A 16,395-nucleotide genomic window follows, 5' to 3' on the forward strand; every position below is an offset into this window, starting at 1 on the left:
GTTTACGGTTCGTAGGACTCTTTTCCACGCTTCGACTTGCTGGCCAATCGACATATTCGCGCTAGCCGACGTGGTAGACGGTGTAAAGTTACCTTTGGTCGTGCTAGTTTAATGTCAATTTTTCGTATACGTGGGCAAAACGCCTGTCAGAACATAGAGTTGGCGCCACGTTTTAAAGCGGTTTACAGGTTGTAAACCCCTTATTTTTCAGCATTTTTCATAGAGGCACGGGATTACATGGAAATCGGTCTGCGCGAGTGGCTGATCGTCATCGGCATAATTGTCATTGCCGGTATTCTTTTCGATGGCTGGCGCCGTATGCGCGGCGGCAAGGGAAAACTGAAGTTCCGTCTTGATCGAAGTCTGTCCAACCTGCCGGACGAGGATAGCAGCGCCGAGCTGCTGGGCCCGCCGCGAGTGCTGGACACCCATAAAGAGCCGCAACTGGACGAGCAGGACCTGCCGTCGGTGAGCATGCCGGCCCGGGAGCCTCGCGAGTCGGGCTCCAAGCGCGGCAAGCGTGGCCACAGCGAGCCTTCCCAGGGCGACATGAACCTCAGCCTGGATCTGGACGGCGGCCCGAGTTTCAGCAGCCGCGACGATGATTTCCCGGCCGAAACCAAGTCCTCGCCATCGGTCGGCGACAAGGAACAGCCGCAAGCTGAAGAAGTGCTGGTGATCAGCGTGATCTGCCGCGACGCTGCCGGCTTCAAGGGCCCTGCGCTGTTGCAGAACATTCTGGAAAGCGGCCTGCGTTTCGGCGAGATGGATATTTTCCACCGTCACGAAAGCATGGCGGGCAACGGTGAAGTCCTGTTCTCCATGGCCAACGCCGTCAAGCCGGGCGTATTCGACCTGGACGACATCGACCACTTCAGCACCCCGGCGGTGAGCTTCTTCCTGGGCCTGCCAGGCCCTCGCCATCCGAAGCAAGCCTTCGACGTGATGGTGGCCGCGGCGCGTAAACTGTCCCAGGAGCTCAACGGCGAACTGAAGGACGACCAGCGCAGCGTACTGACCGCCCAGACGATCGAGCACTACCGTCAGCGCATCGTGGAATTCGAACGCCGCGCCCTGACCCAGAAGCGTTGATTGAAATGGTTATTCCCGCGCGGCGCGCGGGATGATCGGCAAAACGGATTGAGCAGCTTCGGCTGCTCTTTTGCTTTATGAGAGAACACCCATGACCGCCGCCAAGAACCGTATTTTAGAGCTGCGCGCTGAGCTGGATCAGCACAACTATCGTTACCATGTGCTCGACGAGCCGAGCATTCCGGACGCCGAATACGACCGCTTGTTCAACGAGCTCAAGGCGCTGGAAGCGGCCAATCCCGAACTGATCACCAGCGACTCGCCCACCCAGCGAGTGGGCAGCGCGGCGCTGTCGGCGTTTACCCAGGTGCGCCACGAAGTACCGATGCTCAGCCTCGGCAACGCCTTCGAAGAAACCGACATGCGTGAGTTCGACCGTCGGGTGACCGAAGGCCTGGATTTGCCGGCGGGCGACCTGTTCGGTGGCGGCGCAACCGTTGAATATAGCTGTGAACCCAAGCTCGATGGCCTGGCCGTCAGCCTGCTGTATCAGGATGGCATCCTGGTGCGCGGCGCGACCCGCGGTGATGGCACGACTGGCGAAGACATCAGCGTCAACGTGCGCACGGTACGCAATATTCCGCTCAAGCTGCACGGCACTGGCTGGCCGGCGACCCTGGAAGTGCGTGGCGAAGTGTTCATGTCCAAGGCCGGTTTCGAGCGGCTCAATGCCACGCAGCTGGAAGTCGGCGGCAAGACCTTCGCCAACCCGCGCAACGCGGCGGCAGGCAGTTTGCGCCAGCTGGATTCGAAGATCACCGCCAATCGTCCGCTGGAATTCTGCTGCTATGGCATCGGCCAGGTGTCGGCGGACATTGCCGACACGCACGCCGGCAATTTGCAGCAACTCCAGGCCTGGGGCATGCCGATCAGTCATGAGCTGAAGCTGGCGCAGGGTATCGCCGAATGTCTGGATTACTACCGCGACATCGGTGAGCGGCGCAGCGCGCTACCTTATGAAATCGACGGTGTGGTGTTCAAGGTCAACAGCATTGCCTCCCAGCGCGAACTGGGTTTTCGCGCCCGTGAGCCGCGTTGGGCCATCGCCCACAAATTCCCGGCGATGGAAGAACTCACCGAACTGCTCGATGTGGAGTTCCAGGTCGGCCGAACCGGTGCGGTGACGCCGGTGGCGCGTCTGAAACCGGTCAAGGTCGCCGGTGTCACGGTGGCCAACGCCACGCTGCACAACATGGATGAAGTGGCGCGCCTGGGCCTGATGATCGGTGACACGGTGATCATCCGTCGTGCGGGTGACGTGATTCCGCAAGTGGTGCAAGTGGTCATGGAGCGTCGTCCGGAAAGCGCCCGGCCGGTGCAGATTCCCGAGCAGTGCCCGGTGTGCGGTTCCCATGTCGAACGCACGCAACTGATCAAGCGCAGCAAGGGCCGCGAGACGGTCAGCGAAGGCGCGGTGTATCGCTGCGTCGGCCGCCTGGCCTGTGGCGCGCAACTCAAACAGGCAATCATTCACTTCGTGTCCCGGCGCGCCATGGACATCGAGGGCCTGGGTGAGAAGAGTGTCGAGCAACTGGTGGACGAAGGCCTGGTGAGTTCGCCGGCCGATCTGTACGCCCTGACGTTCGAGCAGATCGTCGATCTGGAAGGCTTTGCCGAGCTGTCGAGCAAGAACCTGCTCGGCGCCATCGAAGACAGCAAGAAGCCAGGCCTGGCACGGTTCATCTACGCCCTCGGCATTCCCGATGTCGGCGAGGAGACGGCCAAGGTGCTGGCCCGCTCCCTGGGTTCGCTGGAGCGGGTGCAACAGGCCTTGCCACAGGTGCTGACGTACTTGCCGGACGTCGGGCTGGAAGTCGCGTACGAGATCCACAGCTTCTTCGAGGACGCGCACAACCAGCAGGTGATCGCCGATTTGCTCAAGCATGGCATGCAGATTCAGGATCAGGGCGAGTTGGGTGCCGAGTTTGCCGCAAGTACGACATTGGGCGGTTTCCTCGACAAGCTGCATATTCCGTCGGTCGGTCCGGGAGGGGCGCAGAAACTGGCGGACAAGTTCGGCTCGTTGCAGGCGGTGATCGGCGCTGACTGGCTCGACATGCGTCAGGCGCTACCGGAGAAACAAGCCAATTCGGTGCGCGAGTTCTTTGCGCTCGAAGAAAATCGCCAATTGGCCGAAGCGGCCGAGAAGCAACTGGTCGATTTCGGCATGCACTGGCAGAGCGAGAAGAAGGTTGTCGAAGGCTTGCCGCTGGCCGGGCAGACCTGGGTGCTGACCGGCTCCCTGGAGCTGATGAGCCGCGATGTGGCCAAGGACAAGCTCGAAAGCCTGGGGGCCAAGGTCGCCGGCTCCGTGTCGGCCAAGACCCATTGCGTGGTGGCTGGACCCGGCGCGGGCTCCAAGTTGACCAAGGCTAATGAGCTGGGCTTGAAAGTGCTGGATGAAGAGGCGTTTGTTGAAACATTGCGCGGGTACGGCAAGGTAGATTGAGCAGCAATTCAACCTGTAGGAGCGAGCCTGCTCGCGATGGTGGATCAGGCGCATTGATGTCGACTGACACTCCATCGCGAGCAGGCTTGCTCCTACAGGGGGTGCGTTCGACCTGGGAACGATCCTCCTTGGGAAATGATCTAGTCTTGGCAAGCCCAGGGAGAGATCGCCATGTACCGTTTCTTCGAACAGCTCAGCTCGCGCATCACCGCGCCGTTCATGGGTGAAAGTTCGCGCAACAGCAAGGTGTGGCCGTGTCGTTGCGGGCAGTCGCTGTTTTTTCGCAACAGCCAGTGCCTGGCCTGTTCGGCGGCGTTGGGTTATCAGCCGGAGCAGAGTCGCTTGTCCTCACTGCAGCCGGGTGCGCAAGCGGGCACCTGGCTGCTTGATGTCGATCTGGAGGCTGGCCTGTTTCGACGTTGCGCCAACCTCGATTCCCCGGCGGCCTGTAATTGGTTGCTGCCTGCCAATGACCATGAAGTCTTGTGCGTTGCCTGCAGTCTCAATCGCACCATTCCTGATCTGTCGATAACCGAGAATCACGAGCGCTGGCGCAAGGTGGAAACCGCCAAGCGGCGTCTGGTCGCGCAACTGGTCAGCCTGGGGTTGCAGGTGCTTCCCAGGACAGTCGATGAAGAGGCTGGTCTTGCCTTCGATTTCATCGGCATGGACCTCGAAGGCAAACCGCCCACCACGGGGCATGCCAATGGCTTGATCACCCTCGATATCAAGGAAGCCGACGACGCGCACCGCGAGCAGATGCGAGTGCATTTGCACGAACCCTATCGCACGCTGCTCGGGCATTTTCGTCACGAGGTCGGGCATTACTACTGGGACCGCTTGATTGCCAGCAGCCATTGGCTGGAGCCTTTTCGCCGGTTGTTCGGCGATGAGCGCGCCAGCTATGCCGAAGCCATTGAGCGACATTATCAGCAGGGTGCGCCGCCCGACTGGCAACAGCACTACGTCAGCGCCTACGCGACCATGCACCCGTGGGAAGACTGGGCGGAAACCTGGGCGCATTACCTGCACATGATGGATGCCGTGGACACCGCGCTGGGCTTTGGCATGAGCGCTCGGGAACTGGAATTCGACTATCAGCCGTTTCCGCCTGAAACCCTCTACGATCCGCAGCATCCAGGTGGCGGGGCTTTTCTGTCATTCGTCAATGCGTGGATCGAACTGGCCGGCATGCTCAATGAACTGTCACGCAGCATGGGGCAGCCGGATTTCTATCCGTTCGTCCTGCCGCCTGCGGTGATCGCCAGGCTGCACTTTATCCACCTGGTGATTCAGCAGGAGGGCGGCAGGGCGGACGAGGTGCTTCAGGCGCAATAGCAAGTGCTTGAACCCCCTCATATTTTTAATCCTAACCAACGGTTGTAACTTCGCCTCAGATAGGTACAATGGCGCGGCTCGCCGTCAGGTGAGCGTCGTTATGGTGACCCCATCGGTCCCCCCGCAACGATCAGCCGTGAACCCGGTCAGGCCTGGAAGGGAGCAGCCGCAGCGGTGACATTGTGTGCCGGGGTGTGGCTGGTGGGGTCGCCACCTATCTCTAAATCCTTGAGTCTACAAGGATTTGTCAGTAAAAATCTCGAAGTGTGACTGCGTTCTGGTACGCCAAAGTGGTGCGCCATGCGAGCGTGCAGGCTTTACGTTTGCACTCTTCAAAACCTTACTGCGCTCTCCAATTGCCTTGCTGTGGCATCTTTGCACACCTTCTCGCTGCTGGCCCAGGTTGGCAAACACTCCACACTCCATTGGCTACGTGTCCTGGTCCGATCAGGGGCAATCTTCCGTTGATTTTTTGGGTTTACCGGAGTCATCGCCATAGGCAAATCGAATAGTTGGCCATGTTGTTATGAAGATTCGATATTTGCACGGATTGATATCTGGTCCTATTGGTTATTATGGGTAAATGCTTAGTTCTATCAATTTGTAAGGAACGATAGTTTCAAGGCATTAAGGCAGGCGTGCGTTTTGAAAGGAATCGTGAAAGTGTCGGAGTTTTGACTTGTCGCTGAGTCGGGCGGGGACGGACTTCAGTCTTGCCATTAGAGTGTTTTCAAGGTGGAGGCTTGAGGTCTGATTTTTAGCTAGGCTGTGATGAACAGTGGTGACGTAATCGCAGTGTCGACAATGTCAGTGGGTAAGGGGGTGCAAATCAAGGCACCTCAAAACGGATTTTGGTTGCTTTTCGGGCGGGAGTGTCTGGCATGAGTTCATTGTCTACAGTGCTGCAGTCGAGATGGGTCGGATTTTATAGCGGAGTTATCCTGGCGGGGGTGTGGAGTGTTTTTGCTTATGCTCATCTGGTCCGATTTCAGGAAACGCATGAACTGACCATGCTTTTGTTCTGTCTGGCCGAGACGCTGACAGCAGTTTTGTACATTTTTCGAAGCGAGCCAAAGACGGTTTCGGTCATTCCGCTCGACTGGTTGATGGCGGCAGGTGGGACGTTTGCCCCATTATTTTTCCGGCCGGAGGCTTGGGGAGTACTTCCGTGGGCGAGTTTTCTGATTGTTGTGGGAACGGTCATTCAGGTGCTGGGTGTACTTTCTCTAAACCGCAGCTTTGCGATCGTTGCAGCGAAGCGGGTTATCAAGACTGCATGGATGTATCGCGTGGTGCGTCATCCTATCTATGCCAGTTATTGCCTGACGTTTACGGGCTATGTGTTGGAAAATACATCGCTGGCGAATGTAACGATCTATGCAGCAACTATCGGTTTTCTGGTCGCGCGAATATTTCGAGAGGAAGCGCATCTTTCTCTTGATCCATTATATCGAGAGTATATGCAGGGTGTTCGTTTTCGGCTTGTTCCATTCATATTTTAGTTTCCGGGTGTTGACTGGCACGCTTACATGTGGGGTTGCCACCTTAACGCCAGGCGAGTGTTCTCTCGCGTTATCTTTCTGAAAACACCCTTTGGCTAGTTGCCAGGATCTTGTCCGGGGCGGTTTTTTGTCGTTTCCGATTTATCCACAGCCACAGGCTCGCCACCGATATACAACCGAACAGTCTCATCGATCTCCCCGGACATCTTCATCCGCACCAGTGTGCGCAGAATGCGCTCCACCGGCACTTGCGGGTCGTTGCGTACGTAGCAGCCGATATTCTGCTCCTGCAGCACCGCCACACTGTGCAGTTGTTGTTCCGGCAGCAGGCGCTGGTTGAACCAGTCCAGGCTCCATTGATTGCTGACTGCATAGCGGTTGCGGCCGGCGAGGAGTTTTTCCAGCACCTGTTCCTGGCTGCGTGCGTCGTCGCGATGCAACTGGTTGGTGTCGAACAGCGGTTGCAGGGTCGGGTAGCTGTAGCTCAGCACGGTGCCGATGGACTGGTTTGGCAGATCTGCCGGGTTCACGGCGTCGGGCTGCGCATGCCGGGCGACCAACAGGTCGGGCTGGGTAAAGAGCGGGATGCTCCAGATGTAGTCGCCGGACTGCCGGGGCAGCCACGATTGCGCGGCATAACAGCGGACATCGACCTCGCCTTGCTCCATGGCGCTTTGCACTCGCCCGCGGGGCAATACATGGAATTCGGCCGGTAAGCCGACCTGGGTCGCGAGACTGAGCATCACGTCATACAGGATGCCCTGGGTCGGTTTGCCCCGTTCCAGTTGCACCATGGGCATGGTCCAACTGTCGCTTATCACGAAGCGCAGCGGTGCTGGCGCGGCCGCTCCGTCCAGGCTGATCAACAGCAATGCCCCCATGGCCAGCCTCATAAACACTCCGTTAAAAGCCCCCGATGTGCAGCTTGGCCAGAATACACGAGCGCACCGGATGCAATTTGTGCCTTGCTCCGCTAGCATTAGCCGCTTCTGCTTCCTTCGCTGCGACGGTTTTCGATGAGTTATCAGGTTCTTGCACGTAAATGGCGTCCGCGCTCGTTCCGCGAAATGGTCGGCCAGACCCATGTGCTCAAGGCTCTGATCAATGCCTTGGACAGCCAGCGGCTGCACCACGCCTACCTCTTTACCGGTACCCGTGGGGTCGGCAAGACCACCATCGCGCGGATCATTGCCAAATGCCTGAACTGTGAAACAGGTATCACTTCGACCCCCTGCGGTGAATGCTCGGTGTGCCGCGAAATCGACGAAGGCCGCTTTGTCGACCTGATCGAAATCGACGCCGCGAGCCGCACCAAGGTCGAAGATACCCGCGAATTGCTCGACAACGTGCAGTACGCCCCGAGCCGCGGGCGCTTCAAGGTCTACCTGATCGACGAAGTGCACATGCTCTCCAGCCATTCGTTCAACGCGCTGCTCAAAACCCTTGAGGAGCCGCCACCCTACGTCAAGTTCATCCTGGCGACCACTGATCCGCAGAAACTTCCGGCAACGATTCTGTCGCGGTGCCTGCAGTTCTCCCTGAAGAACATGACGCCGGAACGCGTTGTCGAGCACTTGACCCACGTGCTGGGTGCCGAGAACGTACCGTTCGAAGACGATGCGCTGTGGTTGCTGGGCCGTGCCGCCGACGGATCGATGCGTGATGCCATGAGCCTGACCGATCAGGCCATTGCCTTCGGTGAAGGCAAGGTCCTGGCGGCCGACGTGCGGGCGATGCTCGGGACGCTCGATCACGGGCAGGTCTACGACGTCCTGCATGCGCTGATCGAAGGCGATGCCAAGGCGTTGCTCGAAGCCGTCCGCCACCTGGCCGAACAGGGCCCGGACTGGAACGGCGTGCTTTCGGAAATTCTCAATGTGCTGCACCGCGTTGCCATCGCCCAGGCGTTGCCGGAAGGTGTCGATAACGGTCATGGCGACCGTGATCGCGTGCTGGCACTGGCCCAGGCGTTGCCGGCCGAAGACGTGCAGTTCTACTACCAGATGGGCCTGATCGGCCGCCGCGACTTGCCGCTGGCGCCGGATCCCCGGGGCGGTTTTGAAATGGTGTTGCTGCGGATGCTGGCATTCCGGCCCGCAGACACCGCGGATGCCCCAAGGCAACCGCTAAAGCCAGTGGGGATCAGCCAGGCCACAGTTGATTCCGCAAATTCAGTGGCTGCCGCGCCGGTTGTTGCGCCGGTAGTCGCTGCGGCCGTAGCACCGATAGCGGCTGTGCCGGTGGCGGCGCCAGCGCCTGCGCCGGAACCGGAAGCGCCGGTCGTTGTGCCAGAGCCTGCGCCTGCGCCTGTGGTTGAAGCGGTGGTGGTTGAAGAGGTTGTCGACCTGCCATGGAATGACCCGGTCGAGCCCGCGCCCGTTCAGCAACCGGCGGTGGAGCCTGTACTGGAAACCGCCAGCGAACAACCCGAATTACCGCCGATGCCGTTGCCGACGCCGGACAGCGTGGTGCCGGACGCCCCTGAGTGGGCTGCCGCGCCGATCCCGGAACCTTCGGTGGCCGACGTCGATGCCGCGACGCCGGGCATGGACCTGGATGACGAGCCGCCGCTGGACGAGGATTACATCGAGCCGGACATGGATTCGGCCTACAGTTACCTCGACGAACTGGCCAGCGAGCATGCTGCTGACCCGGCTCCGGAACCCGAGCCTGAGCCCGCGGCAATGCCGGCCACCGGTCTGGCCCTGCAATGGCTGGAGCTGTTCCCGAAATTGCCGATTTCCGGCATGACCGGCAGTATCGCCGCCAACTGCACGCTGATCGCGGTGGATGGCGACAATTGGCTGATGCACCTGGACCCGGCACACAGTGCCTTGTTCAACGCCACTCAGCAGCGTCGTCTCAACGATGCGCTGAACCAGTATCACCAGCGCACGCTGACCCTGAACATCGAGCTGATCAAGCCCGAGCAGGAAACTCCGGCACAGGCGGCTTCTCGGCGCCGCGCCGACCGTCAGCGCGAGGCGGAGGAATCGATCCACGGTGATCCGTTCATCCAGCAAATGATGCAGCAGTTCGGTGCGGTGATCCGTAACGATACTATTGAGCCTGTCGACGCCCTGGTCACTCAGGGCTAATAACTGAAGGTGCTCGGCCGCATGGGCCGGGCGCTGTTTTGATCCAAGTACTTTTGAGGTGATTACCATGATGAAAGGTGGCATGGCCGGCCTGATGAAGCAGGCGCAGCAGATGCAGGAAAAAATGGCCAAGATGCAGGAAGAACTGGCCAACGCCGAAGTCACCGGTAAGGCCGGTGGCGATATGGTCACCGTGGTGATGACCGGTCGCCATGACGTCAAGAGCGTCACCATCGACCCAAGCCTGGTTGAAGGCCTGAGCGAGGACGACAAGGAAATGCTCGAAGCGGTCGTCGCTGCCGCCGTCAACGACGCCGTGCGCAAGATCGAAGCCAACAGCCAGGAAAAAATGGGCAGCATGACTGCCGGCATGCAACTGCCGCCGGGCATGAAACTGCCATTCTGATTCGCCTTCAGGCGGCAGATGAGCTACAAAAATGCCAGGCATTGCGCCTGGCATTTTTGTTTCTGGCTGACAGATATGTGTGGCTGACATGCCGCCATCGTCGGATCGCCGCCCGGAGCAAGCCCGCTCCCACAGGGGATTGCATTCCAAATGTGGGAGCGGGCTTGCTCGCGAAGAAGTCGCCTCGGTCTTGCTGAATAAACATCGAACGCCAAACCACCACAAAGGTCTGCTCCCTATATCACCGAACCTCATCGATTACAGGAGACGCTGCCATGTCCGACCCCATGACCCTCAATCAACGTATTGTCCTGGCTTCTCGCCCGGTAGGCGCGCCAACGCCGGAAAACTTCCGAATGGAGCGGGTACCGCTGCCGGATCTGGCCGACGGTCAGGTGCTGCTCAAGACCGTTTTCCTGTCGCTGGATCCCTACATGCGCGGACGCATGAGTGACGCACCTTCCTACGCTGCACCGGTGGAAATCGGCGAAGTCATGACCGGGGGTGCTGTCAGCCGGGTCGAGCGATCGCTCAATCCGAAGTTTCAGGAAGGTGATCTCGTGGTCGGTGCCACCGGTTGGCAAAGCCACAGCATCAATGACGGACGCAGCATCATCCCGGTGCCCTCGGGATTGCCAAGTGCGTCGATGGCCCTTGGGGTGTTGGGGATGCCGGGCATGACCGCGTACATGGGACTGATGGACATCGGCCAGCCCAAGGCCGGCGAGACCCTGGTGGTTGCAGCGGCGTCCGGCGCGGTGGGTTCGGTGGTCGGCCAGGTGGCGAAAATCAAGGGACTGCGTGTGGTCGGCGTGGCCGGCGGCGCGGACAAGTGCCGGTATGTGGTCGATGAATTGGGTTTCGACGCCTGCATCGACCACAAGAGCCCCGATTTTGCTGAAGAACTGGCACACGCCTGTCCCAAAGGCATCGACATTTATTATGAAAACGTCGGCGGCAAAGTGTTCGACGCCGTGGTGCCGTTGCTCAATCCCAAGGCGCGGATTCCACTGTGCGGCCTGATTGCCTCCTATAACGCCTATGAAGCGCCGAGCGGGCCGGATCGCCTGCCGCTGTTGCAGCGCACCTTGTTGACCAAGCGGGTGCGCATCCAGGGCTTCATCGTGTTCGATGACTATGGTGATCGCCAGCCGGAATTCCTCAGTGCCATGGCGCCCTGGGTGCGCGATGGCAAAGTGAAATTCCGCGAAGATGTGGTCCATGGCCTGGAGCAGGCTCCCGATGCGTTCATCGGCATGCTGGAAGGGCGCAACTTCGGCAAACTGGTGGTTCAGGTTTCCCGGGACTGAGTTATTGACGCTGCAATTTGACGCTTAACCGAGGCGCGGGTATAAACCGCGTCTCGTTGTTTTGTCGGACTTTTCCACCATGAGCTTCAGCCCTTTGATTCGCCAACTGATCGACGCCCTGCGAATTTTGCCAGGCGTGGGTCAGAAAACCGCCCAGCGCATGGCGTTGCAGTTGCTCGAACGCGACCGCAGCGGCGGCTCGCGACTGGCTCTGGCCCTGAGCCAGGCCATGGAAGGGGTCGGTCACTGCCGCTTGTGCCGTACGCTGACTGAAGATGATCTGTGCCCGCAATGCGCCGATACCCGTCGCGACGACACCTTGCTCTGCGTGGTGGAAGGCCCGATGGACGTCTATGCCGTGGAGCAGACCGGTTTCCGCGGGCGCTATTTCGTGCTCAAGGGCCATCTGTCGCCGCTCGACGGCCTGGGGCCGGAAGCCATCGGCATTCCGCAATTGATGGCACGGATCGAAGAGGCCGGCACTTTCACCGAAGTCATCCTGGCCACCAACCCGACCGTGGAAGGTGAAGCCACGGCGCACTACATCGCCCAATTGCTCAGCAGCAAAGGCCTGATCGCCTCGCGTATCGCCCATGGCGTGCCGCTCGGTGGCGAGCTGGAACTGGTCGATGGCGGCACACTGGCGCATTCGTTTGCCGGGCGCAAGCCGATTTCGCTCTGAGTTTTGTGGTGTCTTTTCTGGCGCCTTCGTCGGATCGCCGCCCGGAGCAAGCCCGCTCCCACATATGGAATGCAATCCCCTGTGGGAGCGGGCTTGCTCGCGAAGGGCGCGCCTCGGTTTCACTGATTCACACAATCCTGTTGAAAACCAAGCAAGCGCTCGGTTAACTTCACTGACCCCTTCAGTGGAGCTCGCCGATGCCTGCCTTTCAGGAATACTTCGACCCCAGCCACCAATTGGTCCGCGACAGCGTCAGACGTTTCGTCGAGCGCGAGATTCTTCCTGATATCGAGCAGTGGGAAGAAGCCGAAAGCTTTCCTCGCGAGCTCTACCTCAAGGCCGGCGCGGCGGGGATTCTCGGCATCGGTTACCCGGAGGTTTATGGCGGCAGCCACGAAGGGGATCTGTTCGCCAAGGTTGCCGCCAGTGAAGAGTTGATGCGCTGCGGCTCGGGCGGCCTGGTTGCCGGCCTGGGTTCGCTGGATATCGGCTTGCCGCCCATTCTCAAGTGGGCCCGGCCCGAAGTGCGTGATCGTGTGCTGCCGCAGGTGCTGTCGGGAGAAAAGATCAGCGCCCTGGCCATCACCGAGCCCGGTGGCGGCTCCGACGTCGCCAACCTGCAGACTCGTGCCGTGCGAGAGGGCGATTTTTACCGGGTCAGTGGCAGCAAGACCTTTATCACCAGCGGTGTGCGCGCGGATTTTTATACCGTCGCGGTGCGAACCGGCGAGCCAGGTTTCGCTGGCATTAGCCTGTTGCTGATCGAGAAAGGCACACCCGGTTTCACCGTAGGACGGCAACTGAAGAAAATGGGCTGGTGGGCGTCAGACACGGCGGAACTGTTCTTCGATGATTGCCGAGTGCCCGCGGGAAATCTGATAGGCGCCGAGAACATGGGCTTTGCCTGCATCATGGGCAATTTCCAGAGTGAACGCCTTGCCCTGGCATTGATGGCCAACATGACCGCACAACTGGCGCTGGAGGAGAGCCTGAAGTGGGCACGCCAGCGTGAAGCCTTTGGCAAACCGATCGGCAAGTTTCAGGTGATCAGGCACCGTCTCGCCGAGATGGCGACCGGGCTGGAAGTGTCCCGGGAGTTCACTTACCGCCAGGCCGCGAAAATGGCGGCGGGGCAGAGCGTGATCAAGGAGATTTCCATGGCCAAGAACTTTGCGACCGATACGGCAGACCGGATCGTCACCGATGCGGTGCAGATACTCGGTGGGCTGGGTTACATGCGCGAGAGTCTGGTGGAGCGGCTGTACCGCGACAACCGGATCCTGTCGATTGGCGGCGGGACGCGGGAAGTGATGAACGAGATCATCGGCAAGCAGATGGGGCTGTAATCGGCGGTGTGGCGGCTGACGCCATTCGTCGGATCGCCGCCCGGAGCAAGCCCGCTCCCACACTTGACCGCGTACTGTCAGGAACAATGCAATGCACTGTGGGAGCGGGCTTGCTCGCGAAGGCGTCAGTACAGGCGCCAGATTACTTGTCAGTCAACGCAAACTGGGTCAGGCAGAACGTAGGAATGCCCATGTCTTCCAGGCGCTGCGAGCCACCCAGTTCCGGCAGATCGATAATCGCCGCCGCTTCATGCACCCGGGCGCCCATGCGGCGGATCAGGTTTGCGGCGGCAATCAGGGTGCCGCCGGTCGCGATCAGGTCATCGAACATCACCACCGAATCCCCCTCGCACAGGCTGTCGGCGTGCACTTCCAGGAAGGCTTCGCCGTATTCGGTCGCATAGCCCTCGGCCAGCACGTCAGCCGGCAGCTTGCCTTGCTTGCGGAACAGCACCAGCGGCTTGTTCAACTGATAGGCCAGTACCGAACCGATCAGGAAGCCACGGGCATCCATCGCGCCGATATGGGTGAAGTCAGCCTCGACGTAACGGTGAGCGAAGCTGTCCATCACCAGGCGCAGGGCCGTGGGCGACTGGAACAGCGGGGTGATGTCGCGAAAGATCACACCCGGTTTCGGGAAGTCGATGACAGGGCGAATCAGGGATTTGATGTCGAAGGAGTCGAAGGCCATAGTCGGAGAATCCTGGCAGGGCTGCAAACGACGAAGTATAACGGCGGCTGAACCGTTTCGCTCAGCCGCAACGGTTTGATTCAGCTTTCCAGTGAGCCACCGGCCAGGGCACAAAGCTGGATCGGGTCGATGATCCGGATTTCCTTGCCTTCTGCCGCGATCAATTCGTTTTGCTGGAAGCGCGTAAAGACGCGGGACACGGTCTCTACCGCCAGGCCCAGGTAGTTGCCGATTTCGTTACGCGACATGCTCAGGCGGAACTGATTGGCGGAAAAACCCCGGGCGCGAAAACGTGCCGAGAGGTTGACCAGGAACGTGGCGATGCGTTCGTCGGCGGTCTTTTTCGACAACAGCAGCATCATCTGCTGGTCGTCACGGATTTCGCGGCTCATCACGCGCATCAACTGACGGCGCAACTGCGGCAGTTGCAGGGCCAGTTCGTCGAGGCGTTCAAAGGGGATTTCACACACCGAAGTGGTTTCCAGGGCTTGAGCCGACACCGGGTGCTTTTCGGTGTCCATGCCCGACAGACCGACCAGTTCGCTGGGCAGGTGGAAACCGGTGAGCTGTTCTTCACCGGTGTCGCTCAGGCTGAAGGTCTTGAGGGCGCCAGAACGGACTGCGTAGACAGAATCGAAGGTATCGCCCTGGCGAAACAGAAACTCACCTTTTTTCAGCGGTCGGCCGCGCTTGACGATTTCGTCCAGTGCATCCATGTCTTCCAGATTCAGCGAAAGTGGCAGGCAAAGAGGGGCCAGGCTGCAATCCTTGCAATGGGCTTGATTATGAGCGCGCAGTTTTACTGGCTCGGACATTTCTTCAATCCTTGTGGGAATTCACACATAAGACGTAAGGGTAACTCACCCGAGGACATTGGGGCCAGCCTGTGGCGCTTTTGTCGCAGTGCTCTAGATCACCCGTGAGAATCGTTGCCGGCTGTGTTGTTCCAGGTACGCGTCGAAGACCATGCACACCGAGCGCACCAACAGTCGCCCGGCGGGCAGGATGGTGATCCTGTCGCGATCGAGCTCGATCAGTCCGTCTTTGGCCATGTCTTGCAGTTGGGGCCAGAGTTCGCCGAAGTAGCCTTGAAAATCGATGTTGAAGGCCTGTTCGATGTCGGCGTATTCGAGACTGAAATGGCAGATCAACTGCTGGATGACCGCACGCCGCAACCGGTCATCGGCATTGCACAGCAGGCCGCGGCTGGTGGCCAGTTGCATTGATGCAAGGGCGTTCTGATAGTGGTTCAGGTCGCTGCTGTTCTGGCAGTAAAGGTCGCCGATCTGGCTGATTGCCGAGACGCCGAGACCGATCAAGTCGCAGTGACCATGGGTGGTGTAGCCCTGGAAATTGCGTTGCAGGGTCGATTCTTCCTGGGCAATCGCCAGCTCATCGTCGGGCAGGGCGAAGTGGTCCATGCCGATGTAGCGGTAGCCGGCGCTGATCAACTGCTCAATGGTGCGCTGTAGCATTTCCAGTTTCTGCGCGGGTGTCGGCAGTTCATTGCTGTTGATGCGCCGCTGCGGCATGAAGCGTTCCGGCAGGTGGGCGTAGTTGAACACCGATAATCTGTCCGGTTGCAGGCGGATGACCTCTTCGACGGTGCGGGCGAAGTTCTCCGGCGTCTGTCTCGGCAGGCCGTAGATCAGGTCGATGTTGATCGAGCGAAACTGCAAGGTGCGGGCAGCGTCGATCACTGCGCGGGTTTCTTCCAGGCTTTGCAGGCGATTGACTGCGCGCTGGACCGCCGGGTCGAGGTCTTGCAGGCCGATGCTGACCCGATTGAAGCCCAGATCGCGCAGCAGGCCCATGGTCGACCAGTCGGCCTCACGCGGGTCTATCTCGATGCCGTAGTCGCCGGAATCGTCGTCCAGCAAATTGAAGTGTTTGCGCAAGTGCGCCATCAATTGGCGCAGTTCGTCATGGCTGAGAAAGGTCGGCGTGCCGCCACCGAAGTGCAGTTGCTCGACTTTCTGCGTGGGGTCGAGGTGGCAGGCGATCAAGCGGATCTCCTGTTCCAGGCGCCGCAAATACGGCTGCGCCCGGCCGCGATCCTTGGTGATCACCTTGTTGCAGGCGCAGTAATAGCAAATGTTCGCGCAGAACGGCACGTGCACGTACAGCGACAGCGGGCGTTGGGCCTTGCGGCTGTCGCGCAGGGCGTGAAACAGGTCGAAGGTGCCGACCTGGCTGTTGAATTGCACGGCGGTCGGGTACGAGGTGTAGCGTGGTCCCGCCAGGTCATAACGGCGGATCAGATCGGTGTCCCAACGAATGGCGTCGAGCATCATGCGGGCATTCCCCCGGATAGGCTGGCAGTGTCGGCCACTTTATGCGAGGGCGGGGCGGGGGATCTTGATTTGCATCAAGGGTCAAGAATTGTGGTACCTGTACCGGCCTCTTAGCGGGGGCGCCCCCCCCCCCCCCGGGGGGGGGGGCGGGGGGGGGGGGGCGGGGGGGGCCCCCCCGCGAAAGCCC

The 16,395-nt window shown here is 60.0% G+C and carries 13 protein-coding genes and 1 other RNA gene; 10 read left to right on the plus strand and 4 right to left on the minus strand.

Features of this window, described 5'->3' with window-relative positions; translation table 11 throughout:
• The first annotated feature begins 237 nt into the window (after positions 1-237).
• From zipA to ACCD00_RS21215, 5 genes are all read left to right on the plus strand, one after another.
• Positions 238-1,092, plus strand: a complete 855-nt coding sequence (gene zipA, locus ACCD00_RS21195) for a cell division protein ZipA (RefSeq protein ID WP_413427383.1) — start codon at positions 238-240, stop codon at positions 1,090-1,092.
• Positions 1,093-1,183: 91 nt separating this feature from the next.
• Entirely contained in the window at positions 1,184-3,541 is a 2,358-nt protein-coding gene (gene ligA, locus ACCD00_RS21200; protein ID WP_413427384.1) for an NAD-dependent DNA ligase LigA, read from the plus strand.
• Between the two features lie 171 nt (positions 3,542-3,712).
• Positions 3,713-4,879 (plus strand): putative zinc-binding metallopeptidase, encoded by a 1,167-nt coding sequence (locus ACCD00_RS21205; protein ID WP_413427385.1) that lies wholly within the window; start codon positions 3,713-3,715, stop codon positions 4,877-4,879.
• A 110-nt stretch (positions 4,880-4,989) separates the two neighbouring features.
• Positions 4,990-5,086: signal recognition particle sRNA small type (gene ffs, locus ACCD00_RS21210), an RNA gene on the plus strand.
• Positions 5,087-5,760: 674 nt separating this feature from the next.
• On the plus strand, positions 5,761-6,381 hold the full coding sequence (locus tag ACCD00_RS21215; RefSeq protein WP_413427386.1) for a methyltransferase family protein: 621 nt from the start codon (positions 5,761-5,763) through the stop codon (positions 6,379-6,381).
• Between the two features lie 95 nt (positions 6,382-6,476).
• On the opposite strand, the gene ACCD00_RS21220 is transcribed toward ACCD00_RS21215, so the two are convergent.
• Positions 6,477-7,274 carry a substrate-binding periplasmic protein gene (locus ACCD00_RS21220; protein ID WP_413427387.1) on the minus strand — a complete coding sequence of 266 codons (798 nt, stop codon included), beginning with the start codon at positions 7,272-7,274 and terminating at the stop codon, positions 6,477-6,479.
• 123 nt (positions 7,275-7,397) lie between these two features.
• Here ACCD00_RS21220 and dnaX point away from each other — a divergent pair, with 123 nt between their 5' ends.
• From dnaX to ACCD00_RS21245, 5 genes are all read left to right on the plus strand, one after another.
• Complete coding sequence (gene dnaX, locus ACCD00_RS21225) at positions 7,398-9,479, plus strand: DNA polymerase III subunit gamma/tau (RefSeq protein ID WP_413427388.1); 2,082 nt, start codon at positions 7,398-7,400, stop codon at positions 9,477-9,479.
• Positions 9,480-9,546: 67 nt separating this feature from the next.
• A complete protein-coding gene (locus ACCD00_RS21230; protein ID WP_007985911.1) occupies positions 9,547-9,885 on the plus strand; it encodes a YbaB/EbfC family nucleoid-associated protein in 339 nt (112 codons plus the stop codon).
• 275 nt (positions 9,886-10,160) lie between these two features.
• Positions 10,161-11,195 carry an NADP-dependent oxidoreductase gene (locus ACCD00_RS21235; RefSeq protein ID WP_413427389.1) on the plus strand — a complete coding sequence of 345 codons (1,035 nt, stop codon included), beginning with the start codon at positions 10,161-10,163 and terminating at the stop codon, positions 11,193-11,195.
• A gap of 79 nt (positions 11,196-11,274) precedes the next feature.
• Positions 11,275-11,877, plus strand: coding sequence for a recombination mediator RecR (recR, locus tag ACCD00_RS21240; protein WP_057715679.1), 603 nt, complete (start codon positions 11,275-11,277; stop codon positions 11,875-11,877).
• 197 nt (positions 11,878-12,074) lie between these two features.
• Positions 12,075-13,223 carry an acyl-CoA dehydrogenase family protein gene (locus ACCD00_RS21245; RefSeq protein ID WP_413427390.1) on the plus strand — a complete coding sequence of 383 codons (1,149 nt, stop codon included), beginning with the start codon at positions 12,075-12,077 and terminating at the stop codon, positions 13,221-13,223.
• Positions 13,224-13,365: 142 nt separating this feature from the next.
• Here the strand turns inward: ACCD00_RS21245 and ACCD00_RS21250 are convergent, their stop codons facing one another.
• The 3 genes from ACCD00_RS21250 to hemN form a co-directional block, all read right to left on the minus strand.
• Positions 13,366-13,914, minus strand: coding sequence for an adenine phosphoribosyltransferase (locus ACCD00_RS21250; protein ID WP_007985920.1), 549 nt, complete (start codon positions 13,912-13,914; stop codon positions 13,366-13,368).
• 80 nt (positions 13,915-13,994) lie between these two features.
• Positions 13,995-14,729, minus strand: a complete 735-nt coding sequence (gene fnr / locus ACCD00_RS21255) for a fumarate/nitrate reduction transcriptional regulator Fnr (RefSeq protein ID WP_007995802.1) — start codon at positions 14,727-14,729, stop codon at positions 13,995-13,997.
• Positions 14,730-14,822: 93 nt separating this feature from the next.
• Entirely contained in the window at positions 14,823-16,205 is a 1,383-nt protein-coding gene (hemN, locus tag ACCD00_RS21260) for an oxygen-independent coproporphyrinogen III oxidase (protein ID WP_413427391.1), read from the minus strand.
• Between the last annotated feature and the right edge of the window lie 190 nt (positions 16,206-16,395).

The sequence above is a fragment of the Pseudomonas sp. Pseusp3 genome, assembly GCF_047304225.1.
Lineage (GTDB): Bacteria > Pseudomonadota > Gammaproteobacteria > Pseudomonadales > Pseudomonadaceae > Aquipseudomonas > Aquipseudomonas fluorescens_CD.

Bases quoted from the DNA above. Each gene is read 5' to 3' on its own strand.
- ACCD00_RS21230 (WP_007985911.1), top strand. From the start codon at position 9,547: ATGATGAAAGGTGGCATGGCCGGCCTGATGAAGCAGGCGCAGCAGATG.
- dnaX (WP_413427388.1), top strand. From the start codon at position 7,398: ATGAGTTATCAGGTTCTTGCACGTAAATGGCGTCCGCGCTCGTTCCGC.
- zipA (WP_413427383.1), top strand. From the start codon at position 238: ATGGAAATCGGTCTGCGCGAGTGGCTGATCGTCATCGGCATAATTGTC.
- fnr (WP_007995802.1), bottom strand. From the start codon at position 14,729: ATGTCCGAGCCAGTAAAACTGCGCGCTCATAATCAAGCCCATTGCAAG.
- ACCD00_RS21250 (WP_007985920.1), bottom strand. From the start codon at position 13,914: ATGGCCTTCGACTCCTTCGACATCAAATCCCTGATTCGCCCTGTCATC.
- ACCD00_RS21235 (WP_413427389.1), top strand. From the start codon at position 10,161: ATGTCCGACCCCATGACCCTCAATCAACGTATTGTCCTGGCTTCTCGC.
- ACCD00_RS21205 (WP_413427385.1), top strand. From the start codon at position 3,713: ATGTACCGTTTCTTCGAACAGCTCAGCTCGCGCATCACCGCGCCGTTC.
- ligA (WP_413427384.1), top strand. From the start codon at position 1,184: ATGACCGCCGCCAAGAACCGTATTTTAGAGCTGCGCGCTGAGCTGGAT.
- ACCD00_RS21220 (WP_413427387.1), bottom strand. From the start codon at position 7,274: ATGAGGCTGGCCATGGGGGCATTGCTGTTGATCAGCCTGGACGGAGCG.
- ACCD00_RS21215 (WP_413427386.1), top strand. From the start codon at position 5,761: ATGAGTTCATTGTCTACAGTGCTGCAGTCGAGATGGGTCGGATTTTAT.
- recR (WP_057715679.1), top strand. From the start codon at position 11,275: ATGAGCTTCAGCCCTTTGATTCGCCAACTGATCGACGCCCTGCGAATT.
- ACCD00_RS21245 (WP_413427390.1), top strand. From the start codon at position 12,075: ATGCCTGCCTTTCAGGAATACTTCGACCCCAGCCACCAATTGGTCCGC.
- hemN (WP_413427391.1), bottom strand. From the start codon at position 16,205: ATGCTCGACGCCATTCGTTGGGACACCGATCTGATCCGCCGTTATGAC.